The 25,154-nt window shown below is 67.5% G+C and carries 24 protein-coding genes; 8 read left to right on the forward strand and 16 right to left on the reverse strand.

The window, feature by feature from the left end; genetic code table 11:
- Window positions 1–59: 59 nt before the first annotated feature.
- From tatC to dop, 9 genes are all read right to left on the reverse strand, one after another.
- Window positions 60–1,028 (reverse strand): twin-arginine translocase subunit TatC, encoded by a 969-nt coding sequence (gene tatC / locus ACFWPH_RS01615; protein ID WP_378747502.1) that lies wholly within the window; start codon window positions 1,026–1,028, stop codon window positions 60–62.
- 168 nt (window positions 1,029–1,196) lie between these two features.
- On the reverse strand, window positions 1,197–1,451 hold the full coding sequence (gene tatA / locus ACFWPH_RS01620) for a Sec-independent protein translocase subunit TatA (protein WP_280416142.1): 255 nt from the start codon (window positions 1,449–1,451) through the stop codon (window positions 1,197–1,199).
- A 166-nt stretch (window positions 1,452–1,617) separates the two neighbouring features.
- Window positions 1,618–2,586, reverse strand: coding sequence for a YafY family protein (locus ACFWPH_RS01625; RefSeq protein WP_280460621.1), 969 nt, complete (start codon window positions 2,584–2,586; stop codon window positions 1,618–1,620).
- Window positions 2,583–3,578, reverse strand: coding sequence for a helix-turn-helix transcriptional regulator (locus ACFWPH_RS01630; protein WP_378747503.1), 996 nt, complete (start codon window positions 3,576–3,578; stop codon window positions 2,583–2,585). The genes ACFWPH_RS01625 and ACFWPH_RS01630 overlap by 4 nt, the downstream gene beginning before the upstream one ends.
- A 53-nt stretch (window positions 3,579–3,631) precedes the next feature.
- Entirely contained in the window at window positions 3,632–4,990 is a 1,359-nt protein-coding gene (gene pafA / locus ACFWPH_RS01635) for a Pup--protein ligase (RefSeq protein ID WP_033241763.1), read from the reverse strand.
- A 410-nt stretch (window positions 4,991–5,400) separates the two neighbouring features.
- The gene (gene prcA, locus ACFWPH_RS01640) at window positions 5,401–6,138 is read right to left on the reverse strand and encodes a proteasome subunit alpha (RefSeq protein ID WP_378747504.1); all 738 of its coding nucleotides are present in this window, start codon (window positions 6,136–6,138) and stop codon (window positions 5,401–5,403) included.
- Complete coding sequence (gene prcB / locus ACFWPH_RS01645) at window positions 6,135–7,007, reverse strand: proteasome subunit beta (RefSeq protein WP_378747505.1); 873 nt, start codon at window positions 7,005–7,007, stop codon at window positions 6,135–6,137. Before prcB ends, prcA begins: the two co-directional genes overlap by 4 nt.
- Entirely contained in the window at window positions 7,004–7,198 is a 195-nt protein-coding gene (locus ACFWPH_RS01650; RefSeq protein WP_030521323.1) for a ubiquitin-like protein Pup, read from the reverse strand. Before ACFWPH_RS01650 ends, prcB begins: the two co-directional genes overlap by 4 nt.
- Window positions 7,199–7,364: 166 nt before the next feature.
- Window positions 7,365–8,864: a depupylase/deamidase Dop gene (gene dop / locus ACFWPH_RS01655; RefSeq protein WP_280413756.1), complete on the reverse strand. Its 1,500-nt coding sequence runs from the start codon at window positions 8,862–8,864 to the stop codon at window positions 7,365–7,367.
- Window positions 8,865–8,990: 126 nt separating this feature from the next.
- Between dop and ACFWPH_RS01660 the strand changes: the two genes are divergently transcribed.
- The 6 genes from ACFWPH_RS01660 to ACFWPH_RS01685 all read left to right on the forward strand — a co-directional run bounded on the left by ACFWPH_RS01660 (window position 8,991) and on the right by ACFWPH_RS01685 (window position 16,122).
- Window positions 8,991–10,175 carry a DUF418 domain-containing protein gene (locus tag ACFWPH_RS01660; RefSeq protein ID WP_378747506.1) on the forward strand — a complete coding sequence of 395 codons (1,185 nt, stop codon included), beginning with the start codon at window positions 8,991–8,993 and terminating at the stop codon, window positions 10,173–10,175.
- Between the two features lie 65 nt (window positions 10,176–10,240).
- On the forward strand, window positions 10,241–10,849 hold the full coding sequence (locus ACFWPH_RS01665) for a TetR family transcriptional regulator (RefSeq protein ID WP_378747507.1): 609 nt from the start codon (window positions 10,241–10,243) through the stop codon (window positions 10,847–10,849).
- Window positions 10,850–11,082: 233 nt separating this feature from the next.
- On the forward strand, window positions 11,083–12,672 hold the full coding sequence (locus ACFWPH_RS01670) for an FAD-dependent monooxygenase (RefSeq protein ID WP_378747508.1): 1,590 nt from the start codon (window positions 11,083–11,085) through the stop codon (window positions 12,670–12,672).
- Window positions 12,673–13,142: 470 nt separating this feature from the next.
- Window positions 13,143–14,474 carry a DUF3533 domain-containing protein gene (locus ACFWPH_RS01675; RefSeq protein WP_378747509.1) on the forward strand — a complete coding sequence of 444 codons (1,332 nt, stop codon included), beginning with the start codon at window positions 13,143–13,145 and terminating at the stop codon, window positions 14,472–14,474.
- Window positions 14,475–14,591: 117 nt separating this feature from the next.
- Window positions 14,592–15,515 carry a helix-turn-helix domain-containing protein gene (locus ACFWPH_RS01680; RefSeq protein WP_378747510.1) on the forward strand — a complete coding sequence of 308 codons (924 nt, stop codon included), beginning with the start codon at window positions 14,592–14,594 and terminating at the stop codon, window positions 15,513–15,515.
- Window position 15,516: 1 nt separating this feature from the next.
- On the forward strand, window positions 15,517–16,122 hold the full coding sequence (locus ACFWPH_RS01685; RefSeq protein ID WP_378747511.1) for a dihydrofolate reductase family protein: 606 nt from the start codon (window positions 15,517–15,519) through the stop codon (window positions 16,120–16,122).
- A gap of 24 nt (window positions 16,123–16,146) precedes the next feature.
- On the opposite strand, the gene ACFWPH_RS01690 is transcribed toward ACFWPH_RS01685, so the two are convergent.
- From ACFWPH_RS01690 to arc, 5 genes are all read right to left on the reverse strand, one after another.
- Window positions 16,147–16,824 carry a TIGR00266 family protein gene (locus ACFWPH_RS01690; RefSeq protein WP_033241754.1) on the reverse strand — a complete coding sequence of 226 codons (678 nt, stop codon included), beginning with the start codon at window positions 16,822–16,824 and terminating at the stop codon, window positions 16,147–16,149.
- Between the two features lie 108 nt (window positions 16,825–16,932).
- Window positions 16,933–17,244 carry a hypothetical protein gene (locus ACFWPH_RS01695; protein WP_378747512.1) on the reverse strand — a complete coding sequence of 104 codons (312 nt, stop codon included), beginning with the start codon at window positions 17,242–17,244 and terminating at the stop codon, window positions 16,933–16,935.
- Between the two features lie 132 nt (window positions 17,245–17,376).
- Entirely contained in the window at window positions 17,377–17,745 is a 369-nt protein-coding gene (locus tag ACFWPH_RS01700) for an arsenate reductase family protein (RefSeq protein WP_378747513.1), read from the reverse strand.
- A gap of 79 nt (window positions 17,746–17,824) precedes the next feature.
- Window positions 17,825–19,363: an ArnT family glycosyltransferase gene (locus tag ACFWPH_RS01705; protein ID WP_378747514.1), complete on the reverse strand. Its 1,539-nt coding sequence runs from the start codon at window positions 19,361–19,363 to the stop codon at window positions 17,825–17,827.
- 203 nt (window positions 19,364–19,566) lie between these two features.
- A complete protein-coding gene (arc, locus tag ACFWPH_RS01710) occupies window positions 19,567–21,327 on the reverse strand; it encodes a proteasome ATPase (protein ID WP_378747515.1) in 1,761 nt (586 codons plus the stop codon).
- A 180-nt stretch (window positions 21,328–21,507) separates the two neighbouring features.
- On the opposite strand from arc, the gene ACFWPH_RS01715 reads away from it, so the two are divergent.
- Entirely contained in the window at window positions 21,508–22,050 is a 543-nt protein-coding gene (locus ACFWPH_RS01715; protein WP_378747516.1) for a nuclear transport factor 2 family protein, read from the forward strand.
- Between the two features lie 68 nt (window positions 22,051–22,118).
- Here the strand turns inward: ACFWPH_RS01715 and ACFWPH_RS01720 are convergent, their stop codons facing one another.
- A complete protein-coding gene (locus ACFWPH_RS01720) occupies window positions 22,119–22,952 on the reverse strand; it encodes a tRNA (adenine-N1)-methyltransferase (protein WP_280413743.1) in 834 nt (277 codons plus the stop codon).
- A 71-nt stretch (window positions 22,953–23,023) separates the two neighbouring features.
- On the opposite strand from ACFWPH_RS01720, the gene ACFWPH_RS01725 reads away from it, so the two are divergent.
- The gene (locus tag ACFWPH_RS01725; protein WP_378747517.1) at window positions 23,024–23,920 is read left to right on the forward strand and encodes a RecB family exonuclease; all 897 of its coding nucleotides are present in this window, start codon (window positions 23,024–23,026) and stop codon (window positions 23,918–23,920) included.
- Window positions 23,921–24,275: 355 nt separating this feature from the next.
- Here ACFWPH_RS01725 and hisG read toward each other — a convergent pair whose 3' ends face one another.
- Window positions 24,276–25,127, reverse strand: coding sequence for an ATP phosphoribosyltransferase (gene hisG / locus ACFWPH_RS01730; RefSeq protein ID WP_378747518.1), 852 nt, complete (start codon window positions 25,125–25,127; stop codon window positions 24,276–24,278).
- Window positions 25,128–25,154 lie beyond the last annotated feature (27 nt).

Genomic DNA, 25,154 nt, shown 5'->3' on the forward strand with positions numbered 1-25,154 from the left:
GATTACGACACCGGTCGCGCCGATAAATCCGCTGATCGTCTCCGGCGACGCCGGACGGCTCAGAGTGTGTCCGAATAGTCCGGTGCCGACCCCTCGGCCGGTCCGGGTGCGCGTACCGGGTCCGTCGCGGTGATCGGGGCCGCCGGGTCGACCGGGGAGGGCGCTCCGATCCGCGATGCCTGCTCGTCGTCGAGGGCACCCAGCTCCTGTTCGGCGCGTTTGGCGCGCCGCCTGTCGTTGACCCGCGCGAATTGCACCGCCACCTCGAACAGCACGGTCAGGGCCAGGGCCAGGGCCAGCATCGAGAACGGATCCTGCGGGGTCACAATGGCCGCGAAGACGAACAGGCCGAAGATGATGCCGCGGCGCCACGCCTTCAACCGCTCGTAGGTGAGGATCCCGATCAGGTTGAGCCCGATGATGAGCAGTGGTGTTTCGAAACTGACCCCGAAAATGATCAGCAGCTGGATGATGAAGCCGAAGTACTGGGTACCGCTCAGCGCGGTGATCTGCACATTGTCGCCGATGCTGAGCAGGAAACTCAGGGCGTGCGCGATCACCCAGTAGGCCAGGACCGCGCCGACCACGAACAGTACCGACCCCGAGGCCACGAAGCCGATCCCGTATTTACGTTCCTTCGGGTACAGACCCGGCGTGATGAACGCCCACAGCTGATAAAGCCAGACCGGGCAGGCCAGCACCACCCCGGCCGTCATACCGACCTTCAACCGCAGCATGAACTGCTCGAACGGCCCGGTCGCCAGCAGCCGGCACTCCCCGTCCGGGGACAAGGCGGCCCGCGCCGAATCGGGCAGATCGCAATAAGGGCCGCGCAGGATCTCGCCGAGGCTCTCCATCCCGAGAAACGAATTCGCGTACCACAGGAAACCCAGGACCGTGGTGACGAGGATGGCCGCGATAGAGATCAGCAGCCGGGTGCGCAGCTCCCGGAGATGCTCGACCAGCGACATCGTGCCGTCGGGATTCGTGCGCCGTTTGCTGCGCCGGGGGTCGAACGGAATTCGCATATGTGTGGATGCCTCGTATCAGCGTGCCTCGCTCCGCTCGGCCTGCGGCACTGTACCCACCCCGGCGCTCACCTGCGCGGGGTGGGAATCGGTGCCCGGTCGGCAGCGCCGGGTGGACAGCCGTCGCAACCGGGCCCGGGGCGAGCCCGGGCCCACGCCGGACGGGCCTCAGAGCGTTTTCGACTCGCTCCGGGTCTCGGTGGCCGACGCGTTCGTGTCCCGGCCCGAAGGCAGTTCCGGAGCGGGGGTGGCGACACCGGTGCTCGCGGACTTGCTGTCGTTGTGCATCTCGCTCACCTCGCTCTTGAAGATCCGCAGCGACCGGCCGAGCCCGCGAGCCGCCTCGGGCATCCGCTTCGCGCCGAAGAACACCAAGAACACCGCCGCGACGATCACCCAGTGCCAGATGCTCATAGAGCCCATCATTGTGGAAACCTCCCAAGACTGTGGTCTCTCTGATGCTACCTGCCGTAATGCCGGCACCGAACCGGAGCGGGGGCACTCGTAGGCATGTCACAGCCGTTGTCAACCGCTGTTCACCGTCGCGCCGCTTCCGCGGCACCCTCGCGGGTGGGCGGAGCAGGCCGGTTCAGGCCGGTTCGTCCAGTCCGGCGCCGTGATACGCCGCCAGCGCGGCCTCGGAGCGGTCCCGGACCGCCGCCACCAGTTCCGGCGGGCTCAGCACCGTCACCCCGGAACCGAACCCGAGGACGAGCCGCGCCATCCAGTCCAGCGTGGCGAACCGCATCGTCGCCTCCAGGCTCCCGTCCGGGTGCACCGCCATCCGGTGCATCGGATATTGATCCAGCACCCAGCCGTAATCGGGAGCGATCAGCAACCGGGCCAGCGGGACCGCCGGATCGTCCTGGAACAGGTCCAGACCCGCATCGGTGGCCCGCGCCTCCTGCGGCGGTTGCGACGGTTCGGCGAGTTCCCCGGCCGATTCGATCCGATCGAACCGGAACAGGCGCACCCCCTCCGCTTCCCGGCACCAGCCCTGCAGGTAGCTGTTGTCGTCCACCGCGACGATACGAATGGGATCCACCACCCGCGTCGACACCACGTCCCGGCTGGCCGAGTAGTACTCGAGCCGCAGCGCCCGGCCCGCCGCGACCGCGGAACGCACGGTGGTGACCGCCGGGGCCTCCTCGGGCGGCCCGACCGAGGTCGCAGCCGGCGCACCCCCGGAAATCGCCGCCTCGAGTTTCGCGATCGCCGCATGGGCCGCGGTCGGATCCACCATGCCGGGCAGATCGACGATCGACCGCAGCGCCACCAGCACCGCGGTGGCCTCGATGGATGTCAGGCGCAGCGGACGCTCGATACCGGCGGTGAAGGTGACCTGCACGCTCTCCTCGGAGAACGACAGATCGATCAGATCGCCGGGCCCATAGCCAGGCAGACCGCACATCCACAGCTGATTCAGATCCGCCATGAGCTGTTTGGTGGTGACCCCCAGATCCGCGGCCGCCTCCGCGGCACTGATACCGGGGTTGGCCACGAAATACGGCACCATGTTCAGCAGGCGCGACAGCCGCGCCGACAACCGGGTACTCACAGCGCCACCTCGGTCCGGTCGAATACCGAACGCAAGCGCGCGACCACATCCGCACGCAGGTCCGCGGGTTCCAGCACCAGCGCATCCGACCCCAGGCCGGTGATCAGGCGGGCCAGCCAATGCTGTGACCGGATCGGCACCTCCAGCACACTGCCCGGCCGGCCACCGACGCTGCGATTGCCGACGACCTCACCGATCCGGCGCAGATCCCGGCCGCGCCCCTGCGCCACCCAGATCGTCGCGGAACCGGTGACCGGCGCGGTCCCGGTCACCTGCGCGACGATCCCCCGCAGATCGGTTCCGGCCGGCGCCTTCACCGCGTTACGCGGCCCGTACGGGGTGATTTCCTCGCCGATACGGGACAACCGGAAAGTTCGCACCGCGTCGCGATCGCGGTCGTGCCCCACCAGATACCAGCGGCCCCGCAGGGTGACCACACCCCACGGTTCGACATCACGCATCAGATACGGCGCGTTACTGGCCCCGCGATGCTCGAACCGCACCGCCTGACCGGCATCGATGGCCGCCAGCAACTTGCCCAGCACCGGTTCGGACCCCCGGGTCCGCGCCGGCACCGCGGGAATCGCGGCGAACGCGGTATCGGTTTCCACATGGATCCCGGCGGCCCGCAATTTCAGCAACGCACCGGCCGCCGCCGACGCCAGCTCCGGGGACTCCCACATCTGCAGCGCCACCGCCACCGCGGCCGATTCCTCACTGCTCAGATCGATATCGGGTAGCTCATACGCATCCCGGTTGATCCGGTACCCCTCCACCGTCGAGAACCGGCCCGAGGCACCCACCTCCAACGGGATGCCCAGATCACGGAGCTCGTTCTTGTCCCGCTCGAACATCCGGCTGAACGCCTCGTCGCTGGCGCACTCCTCGTACCCCGCGACACTCTCCCGGATCCGCTCCGCAGTCAGGAACTGCCGGGTCGACAGTAGCGCGATGACCAGATTCATCAGGCGCTCGACCTTGGATATCGCCACCCGACACAGCGTAATGCAGGGTTCGTACGCGATGCCTTCGACGCCGCGAAAACCTACATGGAGGCGATGAGGCGATCCACGCGTTCGTCGACCGAACGGAACGGGTCCTTGCACAGCACGGTGCGCTGGGCCTGATCGTTCAGCTTGAGGTGTACCCAGTCGACGGTGAAATCGCGCCCCGCCGCCTGGGCGGCGGTGATGAAATCGCCGCGCAACTTGGCGCGCGTCGTCTGCGGTGGGGTGTCCACGGCGGCATCGACCGCATCGTCCTCGGTGATCCGTTTCGCCAGCCCCTTACGCTGCAGCAGATCGAACACGCCGCGACCACGTTTGATGTCGTGATAGGCGAGGTCCAGCTGGGCGATCTTCGGGTCGGACAACTCCATCCCGTACCGCTCCTGGTAACGCTGGAACAACTTCCGTTTGATCACCCAGTCGATCTCGGTATCGACCTTGGCGAAATCCTGGGACTCCACCGCATCCAAGGTCCGCCCCCACAGATCCACGACCTGGTCGACCTGCGGATCCCGCTCCCGGTTGCGCAGATGCTCCACGGCGCGGGCGTAGTACTCGCGCTGGATATCGAGCGCGCTGGCCTGCCGCCCACCGGCCAGCCGCACCGGACGGCGACCGGTCAGATCGTGGCTGACCTCGCGGATGGCGCGAATCGGATTGTCGAGCGCGAAATCGCGGAACGACACACCGGCCTCGATCATCTCCAGCACCAGCGCGGCCGTACCGACCTTCAGCATGGTGGTGGTCTCGGCCATATTCGAATCGCCCACGATCACATGCAGGCGCCGGTACTTCTCGGCATCGGCATGCGGCTCATCCCGGGTATTGATGATCGGCCGCGACCGAGTGGTCGCCGACGAGACTCCCTCCCAGATGTGCTCGGCCCGCTGCGATAGGCAGTACGTGGCCGCCTTCGGGGTCTGCAACACCTTCCCGGCGCCGCAGATCAACTGCCGCGTCACCAGGAACGGCAACAGGACATCGGAGATCCGCGAGAACTCACCGGCCCGCACGACCAGGAAGTTCTCATGGCAACCGTAGGAGTTGCCGGCCGAATCGGTGTTGTTCTTGAACAGGTAGATATCGCCGCCGATCCCCTCCTCCGCGAGGCGCTGCTCGGCATCGATGAGCAGTTCCTCCAGCACCCGCTCCCCGGCCCGGTCATGAGTGACCAACTGGACCAGGCTGTCGCATTCGGCGGTGGCGTACTCCGGATGCGAACCGACGTCGAGGTAGAGCCGGGCGCCGTTCCGGAGGAACACATTGGAACTACGCCCCCATGACACCACCCGGCGGAACAGATACCGGGCCACTTCGTCGGGGCTGAGCCTGCGGTGTCCGTGGAAGGTGCACGTCACACCGAATTCGGTCTCGATCCCCAAGATTCGTCGCTGCACACTATCGAGATTACAGCGCGGAATGATTCCTGCGGGTGAGTGCGAAAAACGTAATGATATTGGAGGTGTCTGTGTTTTCGGCGCCGACTCCGTCGGCGCGGGTTTTGGCCCCCCTTGGCCAAAACCTTCAAGGGCCTCGCTGAACTCGGCGCCACCGCTGGTTGCGCCGGGGTTGTGCTGAACTCGACAACCACCGCCGGCTGCGCCAAGGGGTTGGTATGGGCCTGTCAGGGCTCGCTTGGACCGGTGGGTGTGATTTCGGCGCGGTGATCGCCTCGGGTTCCTGATGAGTCTCTCGGCGCCGCCGTGGGTGCACAGGGGATCGCAAGATGCACGGGCCCCGGGCACCGCGCAGGCCACGCCACCGGGCCGCATCCGGTCCGATGCGTCTCGGTGGCATGGGCTACCGGCTATTTTTCTCCGTTGTCCGGCGCCTCGCCGCTCGGCGGGGAGAGCAGACGCTCGAGTGCGGCCTTGCTGATCCGGCGGAATGCCCGCCGCGGCCGGGCGTGTTCCAGGGTGGCCACCTCGAGGGAGTCGACGCCGAGCGTACGCTTCTCCTTGTCCGGTCCCTCGGTCACCTGCAGGGCCTCGACCGCGACCCGGATCGCGCCCGACAGGTCCAGGCCCGGCCGGTAGGACTCCTTCAGGGCAGTGACGATGGGTTCGGTCGTACCGCCCATCACCACATAGTCGCGTTCGTCGACGATCGAGCCGTCGAAGGTGATGCGGTAGAGCACCGATTCCGGTTCCTGCCCGGGGTAGCTCACCTCGGCGACGCAGATCTCCACCTCGAAGGGTTTGAGCTGGTCGGTGAAGATCGACCCGAGAGTCTGCGCGTAGGCATTGGCCAGTGCCCGGCCGGTGACATCGCGCCGGTCGTACTGGTAGCCCCGCAGATCGGCCTGCAGGATGCCGCCGCGGCGCAGGCTCTCGAATTCGTTGTACTTGCCGACCGCCGCGAACCCGGTGCGGTCGTACAGTTCGCTCACCTTGTGCAGGGTGGCCGACGGGTTCTCCGCCACGAACACCACACCTTCGGCGTAGGAGAGCACGACAACACTGCGACCCCGGCCGATCCCTTTACGCGCGAGCTCGGTCTTATCGCGCATAATCTGCTCGGCGGACGCATACAGCGGCATGGTCATGCCCGTGCGCTCCCTTCTTCGGCGGCCTGGCGGTCGGCGGCGATACCGCGAGCGATCTCCTCGAGCCGGGATTCGGTCACCTCGACCGCCCCCTCCTCATCGATGAGGATCGCCGTCGGATAGATACCGCGCAGCAGATCGGGCCCGCCGGTGGCGGTGTCGTCGTCCGACGCGTCGACGAGGGATTCGACCGCGATCCGCAATGCTCGATCGGCGTCGATTCCCTTGGCGTACAGCTTCTTCAACGATGTTCTGGCGAACATCGAACCGGAGCCGACGGCGGTGAAACCGAACCGCTCCTCACTGCGCCCACCGACCACGTCGTAGGAGACGATGCGCCCGGCCCGGTCCGGATCCGTGGCCTGCGGGTCGAAACCGACCAGCAGTGGTACCACGGCCAGGCCCTGCATAGCCGCCGGGAGGTTGTCGCGCACCATCTTCGACAGCTTGTTGGCCTTGCCGTCGAAGGTGAGCGAAACACCCTCGATCTTCTCGTAGTGTTCGAGTTCCACCGCGAACAACCGCACCAGTTCGATGGCCATACCCACGGTTCCGGCGATACCGGTGGCCGAGAAGGTATCGGTGATGTGGACCTTCTCCACATCACGGCCGGCCAGCAGGTTGCCCTGGGTGGAGCGCCGGTCGCCGGCGATCAGCACACCACCGCGGTAGGACACCGCGACCACGGTCGTACCGTGCGGTGCGATATCTCCCGCGGCACCGCCGCCGGAGTTCCCGGCGGCGGTGGGCTGACCCAGCGTGTCGAATCTGTTGCTGGGCAGCAGATCCGGCGCGTGCTGGCGCAAATGTTCGGAAAAGGATGACAGGGCGTACCCCAGATGGAGACGCAAGGGGTCACCTGCGGTCACTGGCCACCTTTCTGCACGTAGGCGCGAACGAAGTCTTCGGCGTTCTCTTCGAGCACATCGTCGATCTCGTCGAGCAGGTCGTCGGTGTCCTCCGCCAGCTTCTCGCGCCGCTCCTGACCGGCGGCGTCTACGCCGTCGACGCCTTCGTCATCGTCGCCGCCCCCGGCGCGTTTGGTCTGCTCTTGTGCCATCGCAGCCGACCTCCTCTGTTTCCACCGACCGGCGCTCGCTCGCACCGGACGAATCGTGAGCAGCCTCATGTGCTCGTTCTTCAACACTACCCAGCCGGGCCGACACGTAGTCGGATTACGCCCCACCTCGAAGCCGGAAACCCCGCGTGCCGGCCGGACCCGGCGGTCAGGCGGTGAGCTTCTGCACCAGGTCAGCAGCGGTATCGACGCCGTCGAGCAGATCGCCCACATGGGCTTTGGTCCCACGCCGGGGTTCGAGGGTGGGGATCCGCACGAGCGAATCGCCGCCCAGATCGAAGATCACCGAGTCCCAGCTCGCCGCCGCGATATCGGCACCGAAACGACGCAGGCATTCACCGCGGAAATAGGCCCGAGTATCGGTCGGGGGCTTGGTCATGGCGTCGAGCACCTGCTGTTCGGTGACCAGCCGTTTCATCGAGCCGCGGGCCACGAGCCGGTTGTACAGCCCCTTGTCGAGGCGGACATCGGAATACTGCAGATCCATCAGATGCAGTTTGGGGGCGGCCCAGCCCAGACCCTCCCGGCTGCGCATACCCTCCAGCAGGCGCAGTTTGGCCGGCCAGTCGAGCAGGTCGGCGCACTCCATCGGATCGCGTTCGAGCTTGTCCAGGATCATCGACCAGTTGTCGAGGATATCGCGTACGCGCGGGTCGTCGTTGCCCTGTTCCTCGACGAATTTGGCGACGCGTTCGTGGTAGAGCCGCTGGATCGCCAGTCCGGTGAGTTCGCGGCCGTCGGCCAGGGCGACCTTCGCCTGCAGGGTGGGATCGTGGCTGATCGTGTGCACCGCGGTGACCGGGCGGGCCAGTTGCATATCGGAGAGGTCCGCGCCGGATTCGATCAGGTCGAGCACGAGTGCGGTGGTGCCGACCTTCAGGTATGTCGACATCTCGGCCAGGTTGGCGTCGCCGATGATGACGTGCAACCGGCGGTACTTGTCGGCGTCGGCGTGTGGTTCGTCGCGGGTGTTGATGATGCCGCGTTTGAGGGTGGTCTCCAAGCCGACCTCGACCTCGATGTAGTCCGACCGCTGCGATAGCTGGAACCCCGCGTTGTCCCCGGACTGCCCCATGCCGACCCGTCCGGATCCGCAGATCACCTGACGGGAGACGAAGAACGGGGTGAGGCCGAGAATGACCGCGTTGAACGGAGTCTCCCGGCTCATCAGGTAGTTCTCGTGGGTGCCGTAGGAGGCACCCTTACCGTCGACGTTGTTCTTGTACAACTGCATCCGCGGCGCACCGGGCACACTGGAGGCATGCCGGGCGGCGGCTTCCATCACCCGCTCGCCGGCCTTGTCCCAGATCACCGCGTCCATGGGGTCGGTGACCTCGGGGGCGGAGTATTCGGGGTGGGCGTGGTCGACGTAGAGCCGGGCACCGTTGGTCAGGATCATATTCGCCGCCCCGACCTCGTCGGCGTCGATCACCGGCGCGGGGCCGTTCATCCGGCTCAGATCGAAACCGCGGGCGTCGCGCAGCGGTGATTCCACCTCGTAGTCCCACCGGGTGCGCTTGGCGCGGGGCACCCCCTCGGCCGCGGCGTAGGCCAGTACCGCCTGGGTAGAGGTGAGGATCGGGTTGGCCGACGGTTCGGTCGGTGTGGAAATCCCGTACTCGACCTCGATACCGATGATGCGCTGCATGCTATCGAGCGTAGGCGACGATTCGCGTTCGGCAGGCGATCGGCGCCCGGCCCGCTCCGGCGAATCATCCCCGGAGTCGTACTTATGGCGGATGCCGGATGGGGTTGCTGCGCCCATGCTCGGGATATGACCAGTACCGCAGCCGATTCCGTGCCGACCGGAGCACCGCCGCGCCCCGCTCGGCTGGTGGCGCTCGATGTGCTGCGCGGTATCGCCATTCTCGGCACCCTCGGCACCAATATCTGGATTCTCACCGACCCGGAGGGCACGGTCGGGTACCTGAACCGACTCGTCACGGCCCCCGAGGATGGCTGGATGTGGGCGGAGAAAGTGCTGCAGCAACTCGTCCAGGGGAAGTTCCTGGGGCTGCTCACCGTGATGTTCGGGATCGGGCTGGCCATCCAGCAGGCCTCGGCCCGGCGAAGTGGCCGGCGCTGGCCCGGTAAGTATCCGTGGCGGGCGGCGCTGCTGTTCCTCGACGGTTTGCTCAATTTCCTTCTGATCGCGGAGTTCGACGTGCTGATGGGGTATGCGGTGACCGCCCTGATCGTCGCGTTCCTGCTCGCCCGCAGTCCCCGCGCCCAGGGGCGATGGCTGATCGGCATGCTGTGCCTGCACCTCACGTTGATCGCGCTGTACGCCCTGAGTCTCATCGTGGCCGGGTCCACGGACGGTTCCGGGGCCGAACCGCTGTCCCCCAATCCCTACGCCGACGGGTCGTTCTGGGATCTGGTGCTGTTCCGGGTCGAGAACGCCGGCCTGTTCCGGTTCGAGGCGGTGCTGATCCTGCCGCTGTCGATCGCGCTGTTCCTCCTCGGCGCCCGGCTGTTCCACGCGGGTGTCTTCGTTCCCGGCGGTGCACGGTTGCGCCGTCGGCTGCTGGTGCTCGGTTTCGGCGTTGCCGCGCCGGTCGACCTGCTGCTCGGCGTGTTCGGCGGCGGTGACTGGGTGCTGGTGACCCGGTACGCGGTCGCGCCGCTGGTATCGCTGGCGATCCTGGCCCTGGTCGCCGAGTTCTACGTGCGCCGGCGCGCGACGGGATTCACCGGCCGGAGGTTGTCGGAGATCGGCCGCGCCGCGCTCAGCTGCTACATCCTGCAGAACCTGGTGGCCGCGATCATCTGCTACGGCTGGGGCTTCGGGCTGGCCGCGCGGTTCGCGCCGGACGCCCGGGTTGCGTTCACCGTGGCCACCTATCTGGTGGTGGTCCTGGTGATCGCGCTGTTCGCGCATTTCTGGCTGCGCCGGTTCGAGCGTGGGCCGGTGGAATGGCTCTGGCATGCCGGTTACCGGCGGCTCGCCGGGTCATAACCGTGGCCTAAAATTGCCCACCAGGAAACATTGCCTGATGGGCAATTTTATGGGAGGCTAGAGGCATGGGCGACGAACCACACCCGGGCCTGCGGGAGCGAAAGAAACGCGATACCCGCAAGGCACTCAGCGATGCCGCACTGGAGCTGATGTTCGAGCGAGGCATCGACAATGTGGTCCGGGAGGACATCGCCGACCGCGCCGGAGTATCCGTACGCACCTTCAACAACTACTTCGCCGGAAAATTCGAAGCACTGGCCTACCGGCACATAGAGCGCCTGCGCCGCAGCGCCGCCCTGCTCCTCACCCGCCCGGCCGGCGAACCGCTGTGGACCGCGCTGACCGAGGCTCTCGTCGAACCCCTGCGCGAAGACGGTGCCGGGGGTCCGCCGACACCCGCGATGCTCGCCGAAACCCGCAAACTGCGGGCCGCACCCGATATGCAGGCCGCCGCGGCGAAAGCGCTCGGTGACGAGCTCATCGTCGCGATCGCGCAGCGCACCGGCACCGAACCCACCGACCTGTACCCCAGACTGGTCGCGGCCACGGTCAACGCCGCCTACCTGATCGCGCTCGACACCTACTCGCATTCCGACCCGCCGACCCCGGTCACGACCGTCTTGCGCAAGGTCCTGACGCAACTGTCCCGGGGGCTCCCGGCACCTTCCGACTGACCTTCCCGGACGCCCCGCACCGGGACCGATCCCACCGGCCTGTACCCGGCACCGGCGAAGACCGGCGTCGATGCCGGTCGGCCGCGCTCGATACGGCCTGCTCACCCACACCCCCATTCACCCCACACGCATGCCCTCGCACACGCCGACGAGTGGCAGGCGCGTTCCCTGCTGCCCACATTTCGACGCTCGGACCGAGCGGCGAAGTCTTGAACCGAAAAGGAAGTCCGCGCATGTCCGAAAACAGAATCCACGAACCCGAGCACGACGTGATCATCGCCGGCGCCGGCCCGAACGGACTGATGCTGGCCTGTGAACTCGCCCTCGGCGGGATCCGCCCGGTCGTCCTCGACCCGCTGCCCGGGCCGAGCGACGAGCCCAAGGCCAACGGGCTCGTCGGCCAGGTGGTGCGGCTCCTCGATATGCGCGGGCTGTACCCGGGTTTCGCCGCGGAACTCGCGCGTCTCGGCTTTCCTGCGGAACCCGGGACTCCGGAGCCCGCGCCACGCTACATCTTCGCCGGGATGGCGCTGGAACTCGCGGAGGTACCGGACAACCCGCTGTACGGACTCCCCGTCCCGCAGCCGGTTCTGGTGCGGCTGCTCGCCGCCCGCGCCCGCGAACTCGGCGCCGATATCCGGTGGGGCCACAGCCTCGGCGATTTCGCAGAATCGGACGGGGCGGTCACGGCGACGGTAACTCGTTCCGGCGGTGGTAGTTACCAGGCCACAGCGCGGATCCTGGTCGCGGCGGACGGGGGCCGCAGCCCGGTCCGCAAAAAGCTCGGGATCGGCTTCTCCGGGATCACCGCCGGCAACCACATCGGCCGGCTGGGCCACGCCGAGATCCCGGCCGAACTCCGCACGCCCGACGGAGGGCTCGAGATCCCCGGCGCCGGATACTTCCATTTCGGGCACAACAGGATCGAAAGCGGCGGTATGTTCGTTTTCGCCGAATTGGTCCCTGGTAAACCGCTGGTGAGCGTGCACGAACACAATGCCGCGCCGGTCGCGCCGGAGACCCCGATGACTTTCGACGAGCTGCGGGACAGCGTTCGCCGCGTCCTCGGTGCGGACCTGCCGATGCGACCGCCGGCAGGCCCGGGTCCACATGCGTTGCGGCGCATCGTCGACCAGAACACCCGCCTGGCCGATCACTACCGGAAGGGCCGGGTCCTGCTGCTCGGCGATGCGGCCCACGTCCATTCGGCCATCGGCGGCCCCGGCCTGAACCTGGGTTTGCAGGATGCCGTCAATCTGGGCTGGAAACTGGCCGCATACCTGCGCGGAACGGCACCGGACGAGCTGCTCGACACCTACGAGAGCGAACGGCGTCCGGTCGCCGAACGTGTCATCATGCACAGCCTCTCGCAGACAGCGCTGCTGGCACCCGGCCCGGAAGTGACCGCGCTGCGCGAACTGTTCGCCGAGTTGCTCGGGATACCGCAGGTAGCCGGGCATATCGGGCATCTGCTCGCCGGCTCCGATGTGCGCTACGGCGTAGGCGACAACCACCCGCTCGCGGGTCGGCTGGTCCCCGATCTCGCCCTGGAAACCGCGGACGGCACGCGGCGGGTCGCCGATCTGCTGCACAACGCCCGCCCGCTGCTGCTGGATCTCGGAGCCGGGGTCGCCGCGGCCGCCGGAGACCGGGACGGCCTCACAGTGGTGACCGCCACCAGCTCCGATACCGACGCCACCGCCCTGCTGATCCGGCCCGACGGCTATATCGCGTGGGCCACAGATGATTCCACCACAGGTCTGCGGGCGGCCCTCGACCGCTGGCTCGGTCCGACACAACCGGCTCCTCCGCACATCGCTTGACGACACCGGGTCCCGGCCGATCACCAGCGGGCGGGCCCCGAACAGGACCGAGCACCCCGCGGCCGACCGGATTCCTGCGGACGGAGGCGGATTGCGGGTCCGCCGCCTACCTGCCGGCGTGGATGCCCGACAACAAGCAGCCGGACGGGGATCGGCGCGTCAGCGGTTCCCGGAGGCGCGTGCACAAGCCTCGGGCATCGGCGACGAGCTCGGATCAGGTGCAGCCGGCGCACCGGTATTCGGGGTCCACGCGGCGGTCCTGGGTATCCAGACCGCTGTTCTGCACCGCGTGGCCGGGCTCGCACCCGGCCCGCGGGGGTGAATTCGCGCACGCCGGGCCGCTGTCGAGTTGTCCGACACACTGCGGCGTTCCGGCTGTACTTGCCGCCCGGCTGCCACGATGATCCTGATCGGATACCGGCCGGCCGCACCCCCCGCGGACGGCCGCCCTGATCCGGAGGGAGTACGGGATGCAGCCGAACGGCACCGCCGGCGAATCGGAGACCGGCACCGAGGTCGCGGCGCGGGCGGTCGCCGGACCGACCCGGCGCCGAACCGCCGTGCGGGCGTGGCTGGGCCCCATTCTGGTGATCACCGCGCTGATGGGCCTGCTGTCGACCATGTACCTGGGCTATGTGATCGACCCGGAGAAGAATCTGCACAAGTTCCCGATCGCGCTGGTGAATCAGGACGACGGTGAAATACGCGACGGCACACCGATCAATATCGGTGGCCAGATCACCGGCGCACTCACCGAACAGATTCCGGCGGACAAGATCGACCTGCGGGTGACCGGTATTGCGGAGGCCCAGCGGCTGCTCGGCAACGGTGAGGTCTACGGCGCGATCGTGCTGCCCAGTGATCTGTCGAAGCGACTGTCCATCCTCGGCGCCGGCTCGGTGGTCCCCGGCGATATCGACCGTCCGGCGATCACCGTGATCACCAACCCACGCACCGGCACCTACGCCACCCAGATCCTGCACATCGTGACCGATCAAGCCCTGACGCAGGTCGACGCGGAGGTCGGTAAGCAGCTCACCGCGACGGTCGAAGCCGAACTGGGTTCCGCACCGGCCGGTGGTACCGAGATCAGCGGCGCCGCCCGCCTCGTCCTGGCCGACCCGATCGAGGTGATCACCGAGCCCTACCGCCCACTGCCCGACGGTACCGGGCAGGGATTGTCCGCGTTCTTCTACACGCTGCTGGTAGTCCTGGCCGGGTTCACCGGCGCCATGATCGTGCACACCATGGTCGATTCGGCGCTCGGTTTCATCCCCACGGAGTACGGTCCCTGGTTCGTCCACCATCCCACCGCGCCACATTCGCGGCTCCGCACGCTGCTGCTGAAATGGGGGGTGATCGCGGTGACCGCGCCGATTGTCTCCGGAGTTTTCCTCGGTATCGGACACCTGCTGAATATGCCGATCACCCACGGCCCCGCGCTGTTCCTGTTCAGCACGCTGGCGATCGTGGCGGTCGGGGTGACCGCGCTTTCGGTGCTGGCGACGTTCGGCTCGGCCGGGCTGCTGATCAATCTGGTGCTGTTCATCGTTCTCGGCCTGCCCTCCGCCGGCGCCACCATCCCGCTGGAGGCGACCCCGCGGTATATGGCGTGGCTGGCGGCCTTCGAGCCGATGCACCAGATCTATCTCGGTGTCCGGGCGATTCTGTACTTCGACCTCGGCAACGGACTCGCGCGCGGGGTCTGGATGAGTCTGGCCGGATTGGCGATAGGGCTTGTCCTGGGCGCGGTCACCACCTTCGTCTACGACCGGAACGGCCTGGAACGGCGCAGCCGCTGAGCGGCGGCAGTGTCACAGCGCTGAGCGGCAGCAGTGTCACAGCGCTGAGGGGATGCCGCGCGACACTGCGCAATATCGGTCAAGCGGATCGGTGTGCCGAGCCGACAGACTCTATCCGTGACCACCCGACGTGACCGACTGCGCGAACTACTGGATGCCGTTCTCGACGAGGACAACACCACCCTCGGCCGGATGGCCGCGGGCGTCTACTCCTCGCCGTTCCATTTCGCCCGGCAGTTCAGCCGGGGCACCGGCGAATCACCGGTGAGCCTGCGGCGTCGCGTACTGCTGGAACGGGCCTGCTGGCAGCTCGGCGCGGGCGCCACCGTGACCGAGGTGGCCTTCGCCGCCGGCTACGACACCGTGGAGGGGTTCAGCCGGGCGTTCACCCGCGCATTCGGTCATCCACCGAGCGCGACCCCGCCGCCGGCCGGGCGGGCACCCCGCTGGCTGCCCGCGGCGAACGGGATCCATTTCCATCCCCCCATGTCGCTGTGGGTCGAAGGGGAACCGAAAGGACGGTCCGATATGGATCCGACCGCACTGTTGCTGCACCACGATCTCGACGACACCCGGCTGCTGTTGAAAGCGGCGACCGGGTTGAGCGAGGAACAGTATCGGTGTTCCCGCGCCGGCGCGGCGACCGTACTGCCGTGGGACGGGCCGGAGGAGTCGGTCGCCGCGGTATTGGACCATCTGATCCGGACGAAGGAATCGTGGCTCGCCTCGATCGACGGCGCCGATACACCCGACCACGGCGGCGACGATATCCCCACGCTGCTGGCCCGGCTCGACGATGTAGGCCCGCGCTGGCTGGACACGGTCCGCGAGATCGATCGGCGCGGCGGCTGGGGCGACACCCTGATCGACGCACTGTGCGATCCGCCGGAGAGTTTCCTGCTCGGCAGCGTCATCGCCCATGTGCTCACCTACTCCGCGTATCGCCGCCAGCAGGTGCGGTACTGGATTCGCGGGGACGCACCGGCCGACGATGCCGTCGGCTGGGGCGATCCGATCGAATGGCTACGAAAGCGAGACTGATTTGACCACCCTGCCCACCTCTGCGCGCACCGTCTACAACACGGCGAGCAGCCTGGACGGCTATATCGCCACCCCGGATCACTCACTGGACTGGTTGCTGTCGCGCGAAGCCGACGAATCCGGGCCCATGGGTTTCACCGACTTCCTCGCCGGAGTGGGTGCGATCGTTATGGGCGCCAACACCTACCAATGGATCCTCGACCACGAGGGCGCGGAGCCATGGCCCTACGACGTACCGTCCTGGGTGTGCACCCACCGTGACTTCCCGGCCCGCACCGACGCCGATATCCGTTTCACCCGTGCGGATATTCCCGAGTTGCACAAGGTGATGACCGAGGTGGCGGGCGGTAAGAACCTCTGGGTCGTCGGCGGCGGCGAACTCGCGGGCGCCTTCGCCGACCACGGCCTACTGGACGAGATCATCGTCTCCATCGCCCCGGTAACCCTGGGCGCCGGCGCCCCACTGCTGACCCGCGAACTGGAATTGCGAGTCATCGAGGTAGCGGCCAATGGCGAATTCGCCTGCGCCCGTTATGAGCTGGTCCGTGCACCGACCGAAGCAACCGGGCGCGGAGACGGGGATCAGGGCGAGCGCGCTGCCCGGTAGATCCCGTAGGCCCCTTGCGCCCTGCTAGCCGGCGGAAACGGACGCCGTCCAGGAGGCGAAGGCCCGCGGATTGCGGGTTTGCAGCAGCACCCGGCCGGGGCCGGTGAAATCGAAGACCAGTCCCTCCCCCGATTTCAGCGATTGCAGCGAGCGCCCGGAAACCGCGCGGCGGATGGTGAACTGCATCGCGAGGTCGTAGGCAACCACATGCCCGGTATCGATGCTGACCTGCTCGCCGGGCGCCAGATCGAATGCGTCGATGGCACCGAACACGCCGACCACCACCTCCCCCTGGCCCTCCGCGCGGAGCCCGAAGCCACCTTCACCCCCGAAGAGGTTCGCGAAACCGCCCCACTGACTCTCCACCCGCACCCCGGCCGAATGCGCGATCCAGCCGCCGCGGCTGATGAAGTACGGGCGGTCCGCGGTGATCGGCAGCGCGAGCATGTCACCGGGCAGCGAGGGGGCCACATCCACCCAGCCGCCGTTCGCGGGTGCGGTGAAGGTGGAGACGAAGAACGATTCGCCCGAGAGCACCGAACGTTTGATCCCTGCCAGGATGCCGCCCTCGGCCTTGGCTTCCAGCGTCACTCCGGCCGAATGCGCCACCATGGCGCCGCTTTCCACCCGCACCGGCTCCCCGCCCGCCAGCACACAACGCGCCACGGTGGACGAGGGGTTGTGCCGCAGTTCAACTTTCATGAGCCGACACTACCGCCCCGTGTGACACCGGCCGATGTTCGGTACGAGGGCGCCCCTGAGTGGTCACGCACCGCGTTCACCGAGGTCGGCGCCCGATCCGGCCGACGCTCAGTGGACGATCACTTCCCAGCGCTGCAGGGAGAACGGCAGATCACAGCTCGTCCACGACTGCTGCGCGCCGAACGCCGGATTACCCCACCGTTCGTAGCTGCTGAACCAGTTCCACCAGGCCCAGCAGGTCACCCTGACCTGATGCCGGACCGGTCCGCCGCACTGCGAGTACGCGGCGGTACCGGCGACCGGGTTCACCGAGCAGAACGGGTCCGGCTGCGCCCCGGCTGTTCCTGCGCCGAGCAGCGCACCGGCCCCGAGCAGTATCACCGCCGAGGCCGAGACGAGAGTTTTCTCGAGGACCGACATGACTACCTCCCACCGCGTGGAGCAAGCGGTCGCGCGATCCACGCTGATCCGATCAGGCCCGAAGACCACTTCCTATGTGGTTTAGATCACACAGGAACGGACCGGCGTTACACCCTGGCAAACCAGTGCGGACTACTCCAGCAACCGCAGAGCATCCTCGTCGCGGGCCACGACCGCACGCCCGTCGGCGGTGACCACGATCGGGCGCTGGATCAACCGGGGATGTTCGGCGAGGGCGGCGATCCAGCGCTCCCGGTCCGCGGCGGTACGGCCCCAGCCGGATATACCGAGTTCCTTGGCGATGTCCTCCCCGGTCCGGGTGATCTCCCAGGGTTCGGCGCCGAGCCGGTCCAGGACGGCCCGCAGCTCCTCCGCGCTCGGCGGATCGTCGAGGTACCGGCGCACCGAATACGCCGCGCCGGCCGCGTCCAGATGCGCGAGCGCCGCCCGGCTCTTGGTGCAGCGGGGATTGTGCCAGATCTCGGTTTCCGGAGTACTCATACCGGGAGCGTAACCGCCACGTACCACGCGACCTGTGCGTCCGCCGGATCCTCGCGGGCCGGGCCGGAGCGTCCGGCGGTCACATATGCATCCATTCCGGCCATACGCGCGACCACGCGACCCGCGGCTCAGCGCATTTCCACACCGTGACGTCCTTGGTGTTGTCGAGGAAACCGAGCCGCGTATCGACCCGGCCCAGCGGCTCCAGTACGGCGAACTGTGCCCGCAGCCGGTCGGTATCGCCGCCCACGCAGACCATGGTGGTCGCGGTGTCCGGCGGCGCGCCGAAGTAGCCGAATCCGCGGGCGGGGCTGTGGACGGGCGGTAGCCGGTCGCCCGCCAGCTGGTCGAGCGCTCCCGCCTGCCAGTAGCTGCCGGTGATCACGGCAGATTTCTCCCGTTCGCGAGGTGGTAGTGATTCGTAGGCCGCGACCACGCCGGCGGCCAGTTCCGGCCAGCCGAATTCACCGTAGAGACCGATCTGCATCGCGGCCGCGGCCTCGCTCTCCGGCGCCGGAATATCGGCGGCCGGCCGCCACGGCGTGGAATCCAGGACCACCAGCACGGAGACGGCGGTCAGCACTGCCCCGGACCCGAGGAGCAGGCGCCGGCGCAGCGGCGACGATGCCCGGCGAACCAGCTCCGTGGCCGCCACTGCGCCCGCCGCGAACATCGCGGCGTACATGCCGGCCACGTAGTACATCCGGCCGCCGGTGACCATGAATATCACGACGAGCAGCACCGTGACGACCCCCAGGAAGCGGTACGGCCGCAGCCCCGGGTGCCGCAGCAGGGCCCAGACCCCGTAGCACAGCAGGACCGCGCCGAGCACCCCCGCGATCAACACCGCCAAGGGAATGAACCCCACCATGCCACCTGTGTACTGCTGTTCCCGGCGCACCGCGGCGGTCAGGGCGAGCTGCGGCCAGTCGTGCTCGGCCTGCCACACCAGTGCCGGCACGGAAACGAGCACGACACTCATCCCGCCCACCCAGAGCAGCGGCCGACGGAGCAGCTCACGGGGGCCGGCAACGAGCACAGCGGCGGCCAGCGCCAGCCAGAAGAACGGAACGAGCCATTTGACCTGCATATCGATGGCCGTCACGGCGGCAGCGGCCAGCAGCAGCCCGTCACGCCTGGTCCGTACCCAGCGCACGACCAGCCAGGTGATCAGCACCCACAGAGCCGTGTCGAGAGCATTGGTGGACAGATTCTTCGCCTGCAGCAGCAGAAACGGCGAGGTGGCGTAGGCGACGGCGGTGAGGACTTGGGCGCCGCGTCCGCCACCGAATTCGCGGGCGATCTGCGCGCTCACCACAACAGCGAGGACGGCGAGCACGATCGCCGGTAACCGCAGCGCCACCAGAGAGCCCGGCGCGAGTCCGTCCATCAGCCATGCGAGGAAGGGAAGTACCGGGCCCTGATCGGCATACCCGAAAGACAATCGCCGACCGGCCGCCAGGAAGTACAGTTCGTCGCCGAAATAGCCGTAGCGGGTCGCCGAGAACAACAGCACGAGCGCCGATACGGCGCCCACACCGAGCACCGGGGCCGTGGCGAATGCGGGCAGGGCCGCAGCCTCGTGACGGGGCGGATCTGCCATGCGGGTGGTGGTCACGGGATCTCCTGGGGTGTGAATCCGACCCTCGGAACATATCCGCGCCACAACGTCCCTGCCGTCCCCCTTCCGGACGACCCCGGGTCGGGGATCAGAAGTCGCGATATCCACCCACAGGACTATCGGCCGGGGTACCGGACCGATTGGGCCACACGCGGATCAGGGCCGCGCCCCCTGGGAGCGCGGCCCTGACGGCAGTGCCTTTACAGGTACTGGCCGGTGTTGGATTCGGTATCGATCGCCCGGCTGGCGCTGGCGTTCTTACCGGTGACCAGCGTGCGGATATAAACGATCCGTTCGCCCTTCTTCCCCGAGATACGGGCCCAGTCATCGGGATTCGTGGTGTTGGGCAGGTCCTCGTTCTCGGAGAACTCGTCCACGATCGAATCGTAGAGATGCTGGATCCGCAGACCCGGATTTCCGGTGTCCAGAACCGATTTGATGGCGTACTTCTTGGACCGGTCCACGATGTTCTGGATCATGGCGCCGGAGTTGAAGTCCTTGAAGTACAGGACTTCCTTGTCACCGTTGGCGTAGGTGACCTCCAGGAAGCGATTGTCCTCGCTCTCGGCGTACATCCGGTCCACCACCCGCTCGATCATCGCGCGGATGCAGGCCACCTTGTCGCCGTTGAACTCGGCCAGATCGTCGGCGTGCAGCGGCAGGAACTCGGTGAGGTACTTCGAGAAGATGTCCTGCGCCGATTCGGCATCCGGGCGCTCGATCTTGATCTTCACGTCCAGGCGGCCGGGCCGCAGGATCGCGGGATCGATCATATCCTCGCGGTTGGAGGCGCCGATGACGATGACGTTCTCCAGCCCTTCCACACCATCGATCTCACTGAGCAACTGCGGCACCACGGTGGTCTCCACATCGGAGGAGACACCGGACCCGCGAGTCCGGAAGATCGAATCCATCTCGTCGAAGAACACGATCACCGGGGTGCCCTCGGAGGCCTTCTCCCGCGCCCGCTGGAAGATGATCCGGATATGGCGCTCGGTTTCACCGACGAACTTGTTCAGCAGTTCGGGGCCCTTGATGTTCAGGAAGTAGGACTTCGCTTCCTTGGCATCCTCGCCTCGCGCCTCGGCGATCTTCTTGGCCAGCGAATTGGCCACCGCCTTGGCGATCAGCGTTTTACCGCAGCCCGGCGGACCGTAGAGCAGGACGCCCTTGGGCGGCCGCAATGCGTACTCGCGGAACAGGTCCTTGTGCAGGAACGGCAGCTCCACGGCATCGCGGATCTGCTCGATCTGCCGGCCCAGACCGCCGATATCGTTGTAGCCGACATCGGGCACCTCTTCGAGGACCAGATCCTCGACCTCGGCCTTGGGGATGCGCTCGAAGGCGAACCCGGCCTTGGTATCGACCAGCAGGGAATCCCCCGGCCGCAGCTTGCGGATCGGGGAATCCGGGTCGTCCAGATCGTCGGCCTCGGCGAGATTGGACAGCGGCCCGGACAGCCACACCACCCGCTCTTCGTCGGCATGCCCGACGACCAGGGCGCGGCGGCCCCCGTCGAGGACTTCGCGCAGGGTGCCGATCTCACCGATGGAATCGAACGTGCCCGCCTCCACGACCGTCAGCGCCTCGTTCAGCCGGACGGTCTGGCCGTAGGCGAGGGTGGACGTGTCGATGTTCGGCGAGCACGTCAGGCGCATCTTGCGGCCGGAGGTGAACACGTCGACGGTCTGATCCTCGTAGACACCGATCAGAATCCCGTAACCGCTGGGCGGCTGACCGAGCCGGTCGACCTCCTCACGCAACGCGACGAGTTGCTGCCGCGCTTCCTTCAGGGTATCCATCAGCTTGGTGTTGCGAATGGTCAGCGAATCGATACGGGCTTCCAATTCCCGTGAGCGATCCGGTGAGTCGGCGAGTTGCCTCCGGAGTGCAGCCGCTTCGGCGCGTACTGCCTCGAGTTCTCTCCAGGCCGCCGAATCCGAATTCTCGATGGGGCTCATGTGCTGCTCCTCCCAGTCCCGGTCTATCAACGCTACCGGGCGCGACCCGTTTGCGCTGTCCGACATGATTTCGTGGTGATCACATCTGGCCCGCGACCATCATGCTGGTCAGACCATGTTAGCCTGCCCTAACCCTCGATCGGTGGGGTTCCCCACCGACTAGCCGAAAGGTTGCCAGCTATGCACCTTCCCGCACGGACATTGCGGCTGTCCCGCGTCGCGGCGGCGACGGCCGCGGCCGGCGCACTGGCGCTGGGACTGACTGCCTGCGGATCCGACGACGACACCGGCACCACTGCAACCTCCAGCGTCGCGGTCACCACCAGCGCGTCGGCGCAGGACCACGGCGACGACCCCGAGCACGGCGATTCCGCGGACGCACCCACCGCGCAGAGCCTACAGTCCATCCTCGAACAGATCACAAATCCGGACGTCACCGTGGACGAGAAGGTGAACCTCATCGTCGACGGCGAGAACCGGCGCGAGCAGCTGGAGCAGCTCAACGCCGCCCTGCAGAACTACCGCGGGCTCAGCTACACGGTCGCCGATATCACCGTGGACGGCGATACGGCCACCGGCCAGACCACCATCACCAGCCCGCGGGGCGGCAGCGCGCCGCCCACGCCGGTCACCTGGGAGGAGGACGACGGCACCTGGAAGTTGTCCGACGACGGAGCCTGCCTGCTGTTCGGCTTCGCACAGCTTCCCTGCGCACCGGCGTAACCACGACAACGAGGCGGGCCGCGGTGGACCTTCCCCCGCGGCCCGCGTCCGCACCGCCCCGGTACCGCTCAGCCCTTGGACGGGCGCCGCTGCGGCTTCGGGGTGACCACACCTTCGGCCAGCCGCCGAGCGCTCACCAGGAAGGCCGTATGGCCTTGCATCCGGTGCTCGGGCCGCACCGCCAGACCCACCACGTGCCAGCCGCGCACCATCGACTCCCACGACCGCGGTTCGGTCCAGCACTGCTGTTCGCGTAGCGCTTCCACGATCCGCGACAGCTGCGTCACCGTCGCGACGTAGACCATCAGCACCCCACCGGGCACCAGGGCCTGTGATACGGCCGGCAGGGCGTCCCACGGGGCCAGCATGTCCAGGATCACCCGGTCCACCGGGTCCCCCGCATAGTCGGCCACATCGGCGACGGTCAGCTCCCAGTTCGCCGGCCGCTCCCCGAAGAAGCGTTCCACGTTCCGGACGGCGTGCTCGGCGTGGTCCTCCCGGATCTCATAGGACACCACCGACCCCTCGGGTCCCGCGGCACGCAGCAACGAGCAGGTCAGCGCACCGGAACCGGCACCCGCCTCGAGCACCCGGGCGCCCGGGAAGATATCCCCCTCGTGCACGATCTGGGCGGCGTCCTTCGGGTAGATCACCGCCGCACCGCGCGGCATGGACATCACATAGTCGGTGAGCAGCGGACGCAGAGCCAGGTACGGGGTGCCGTTGTTGGAGTGGGCGAGCGTGCCCTCCTCGGCGCCGATCAGGTCGTCGTGGGCGATGGCGCCACGGTGGGTGTGGAACTGCTTTCCCGGCTCCAGCAGCACCGTGTACAGCCTGCCCTTGGCGTCGGTCAGCTGCACCCGGTCGCCGACGACGAATGGCCCGGTCCGTCTGGCCGTCATGAATCTCCGTTCCCGCGATGTCCGCGTATTCGCGCGGCACCGTGTCGGTGCCGACGGATAGCCTGCCAGGTATGTCAGCGCCCCCGAGCACACCCCCGGCGAGTCCCGATCCCGAGGCGCCGCCCCGGCCCGCCCGGCCCGCGCTGTCGCCCTCGCGCGCAGCCGATTTCAAACAATGCCCGCTCAAGTATCGGCTGCGGGCGATCGACCGGATCCCCGAGCCACCCACCCGGCAGGCGGTACGCGGCACCGTGGTGCACGCGGTGCTCGAGGATCTGTACGCCCTACCGGCCGCCGAGCGCGAACCCGAACGGGCGACAGCGCTGGCGGGTCCCGCGTGGGAGCGCGTGGTCGCGGCCGAACCGGAGGCGGCGCGGCTGGTCGCCGGCGAGGACGAGTTGGAGAGGTTCCTCGGCGAGGTCCGCACGCTCGTGCGCGCCTATTACCGCCTGGAGGATCCGCGCCGCTTCGAACCGCAATCCTGTGAGACCCGGCTCGAGGTCGAGCTCGCCGACGGCGCCCCGCTGCGCGGTTTCGTGGACCGGATCGATGTGGCGCCCACCGGGGAACTGCGGGTGGTGGATTACAAGACCGGCCGGGTTCCGGGCCCGAATCAGGAGACACGGGCCCTTTTCCAGCTCAAGTTCTACGGCCTGATGCTGCTCCGCCTGCGCGGTGTGGTCCCGGCTCAGTTGCGCCTGGTGTATCTCGCCGGCGCGCAGCTGCTCACCTACACGCCGGAGGAAGAGGAACTCCTCCGCTTCGAACGCACCCTCATGGCCCTGTGGGAAGCAGTGTCCACAGCCGCCGACACCGGAGATTTTCCGCCGAATCCGGGTTGGCTGTGTGATTACTGCGCCTACAAAAAACTTTGCCCGGCGTTCGACGGAACCCCGCCCCCGTATCCCGGCCGGCCCGCCGACGGCGAATCCGCCGCCGAGACCTTCGCCGAATCGGTATCGGACTGAGTCCTTTCGGTGCCGCCGCCTACCCGAAAAGGGCACCCCGCCGGTTGGCGCCGCGTTCAGCGAGGCATCCGATGACATAGGCAGGCGTCCGAACACATGCCGACACCGACGTAACCAACGGCTGCCACTGCCGTTCGACGGCCAAGACACCAGCGTTGGGTGCCCCATCATCACTGCCTAACGCACCAGCGATACCGCCGAGTCCAGCGAGGCCCTTAAAGGTTTCGGCCCGTCCCTGCTGTCAGTGCTCGATGCGATGCGGCGCAGCCGCGAGTGTCGAGTGCTGACAGCAGGGACCAAGGGGGCCGAAACCCGCGCCGCCGAAGGCGGCGCCAAAAAACTCAGCGCCGAAAACTCAAAAGGCCCGGCAGGAGCGGATATCGGTGGCGAGGATGGCGCGGGCGCCGAGATCGGCCAGGCGGTCCATCAGTTCGTTGCCCTGTTTGCGGGGTACCAGGGCGCGGACGGCCACCCAGCCCTCGTCGGCCAGGGGTGCCACGGTCGGCGATTCCAGGCCGGGGGTGATCTGCGCGGCGCGTTCGAGCAGGCCTTTCGGGCAGTCGTAGTCCAGCATCAGGTACTGCTGGGCGAACACCACACCCTTGACCCGGGCAATCAGCTGGTTACGTGCCCGGTTCTCCCGATCGGCTTCGGCCTGTTCGATGAGAACCGCTTCGGAATCGCACAGCGATTCCCCGAATGCCACCAGGTTGTGCTGGCGCAGGGTGCGCCCGGAGCCCACCACATCGGCGATGGCGTCGGCGACGCCGAGCTGGATCGAGATCTCGACCGCGCCGTCGAGCCGGATCACTTCCGCCTCGATTCCGTGGCGGGCCAGGTCGGCGAGCACCAGGTTCGGATAGGAGGTGGCGATCCGTTTGTCCTGCAGGTCCTGCACCGTCCAGTCGCGTCCCTGCGGGGCGGCGTAGCGGAAGGTGGAGCCGCCGAAGCCGAGCGAGAGACGTTCCGATACCGGCGCACCGGAGTCCAGGGCGAGGTCGCGGCCGGTGATGCCGAGATCCAGTTCCCCGGATCCGACGTAGATGGCGATGTCCTTGGGCCGCAGGAAGAAGAATTCCACCTGGTTGGCGGGGTCGAGGACGGTGAGGTCACGCGAATCGGTGCGTTTGCGGTAACCGGCCTCGGTGAGGATGGCGACGGCGGATTCGGAGAGCGCACCTTTGTTGGGTACTGCGACGCGCAGCATGATGGCGGGTCCTTTCGGTTTCGGGGA

This window comes from Nocardia sp. NPDC058499 (assembly GCF_042719915.1).
Classification (GTDB): Bacteria; Actinomycetota; Actinomycetes; order Mycobacteriales; family Mycobacteriaceae; genus Nocardia.